This window comes from Methanoregula sp. (assembly GCF_002835825.1).
Classification (GTDB): domain Archaea; phylum Halobacteriota; class Methanomicrobia; order Methanomicrobiales; family Methanospirillaceae; genus Methanoregula.
Genome location: NZ_PIZH01000581.1, coordinates 1 through 1,311, shown reverse-complemented (window position 1 = coordinate 1,311; position 1,311 = coordinate 1). Strand labels below are relative to the sequence as shown.

Annotated in this window: 3 protein-coding genes; all 3 read left to right on the top strand. The window is 56.1% G+C overall.

Features of this window, described 5'->3' with window-relative positions:
* Nucleotides 1-142 precede the first annotated feature (142 nt).
* The 3 genes from CW742_RS13495 to CW742_RS13485 are packed head-to-tail and all read left to right on the top strand — an operon-like array spanning nucleotide 143 to nucleotide 1,121.
* On the top strand, nucleotides 143-496 hold the full coding sequence (locus CW742_RS13495) for a hypothetical protein (protein WP_292421250.1): 354 nt from the start codon (nucleotides 143-145) through the stop codon (nucleotides 494-496).
* Nucleotides 493-756 carry a hypothetical protein gene (locus CW742_RS13490; protein WP_292421247.1) on the top strand — a complete coding sequence of 88 codons (264 nt, stop codon included), beginning with the start codon at nucleotides 493-495 and terminating at the stop codon, nucleotides 754-756. The genes CW742_RS13495 and CW742_RS13490 overlap by 4 nt, the downstream gene beginning before the upstream one ends.
* Complete coding sequence (locus CW742_RS13485) at nucleotides 756-1,121, top strand: DUF6876 family protein (protein ID WP_292421245.1); 366 nt, start codon at nucleotides 756-758, stop codon at nucleotides 1,119-1,121. Before CW742_RS13490 ends, CW742_RS13485 begins: the two co-directional genes overlap by 1 nt.
* Nucleotides 1,122-1,311 lie beyond the last annotated feature (190 nt).

The following is a 1,311-nucleotide window of genomic DNA, read 5'->3' as shown; positions in this document are numbered from 1 at the left end:
GTGCCTGGGCGGGCAATGCAAAATAAAATTCTGCGCAATTGCGTTATTTCGCAAATCGGAAACCGCAGCGCCTTTACTTTCACCCTGCGCACGGCGGAGAGTTATATGCTCTCACGTCGATAGATGTATGGTGAAAAACACCATGACGCCAAACACAAAAACCGAAGTAACCTTCGAGCACATAGGGGCGGCCCGCCTCTATAATGGCTCGGTCCGTATCGACGTGAAGACCATGCAGGCAGTTATCCCCGTTGGCGAAGTCCGCAGACTTGAAGACCACTGGCCCGCCTCGGTCTATGATATCTCCGATGTCATGAAGGACGCGGAGGCGGCCCCGGTCGGGAAGGCATGGATCACCCGGTCCGGAAAAGCCGTGATGATCTCTATCAACGATGTGCGGTATGTTACCCCGCTCGCGCAGGTCAAGGGCATGATCAAGGGCGAGCGGAAATATGCGAACGTCTCGACCATGCAACCCGCCGGGGTGACAGCATGACCCAAACAATTTTTGATGCGATGCCGATCAAGGTCCTCGAACAACTCGAAAAGATCGAGATTGAAGCCGCGGACAAGGAACGGCGGGCCTTCTCGCTGCAGGCCGATGCACAGGACCTCCGCATCGTGCATGATGAGATCGTCAAATCATGGAAAGTCCGGGCTGAGCGGGAGGGCCTCGGGACACTCATCGCAGAGCGCCGCCGGCTTGACCGGATTTCATGGATGTGTGATCCGCTGCCGTGCAGGGGGCGGGCCTGATGATCTCAGCACTGGACCTGAAATCATCCCTCTCCCATTTTACCGGGACATCCCGGTACCTCCGTGATCCGTTCACCGGCCTTATGCACACGGACGGGATCGAGCACCTGGCCGAATGTGCCGGGGCAAACTGGTTGATCACCGATATCGGCGCAATCTTCCGCCTTCACCCGAATGTGAAAGGAGTCCCGTTCCAGCTCTGGACCCTGACCGTCAGCGAGGATAACACCGCGGTCCTGACATGCCGTGAGGATTGCGATACGCCGGTGCTCTATGAGCAGAGATACCAGTACACCGATTTCCCGGTCGGGACCTGGAAGATGTATCTCATCGACGGTGTGCTGATGGTCCCTTCGGAGTACTGAGGGATTCCCATGATCAGCAGGCGCGAACTCTGGGAGTACCGGAAAAAACGATCAACCATTTTTGGGATGTGGAAAAGCCTGATCTGGTGGCTGCACAGGAATAAGAAAAAGATCATTTTTTGGTACAGGAAAAAGGTGGCCCGGACAGGGACACCATGACTCCAATCAAGAGCCCTGCCCGGGTTAGTAC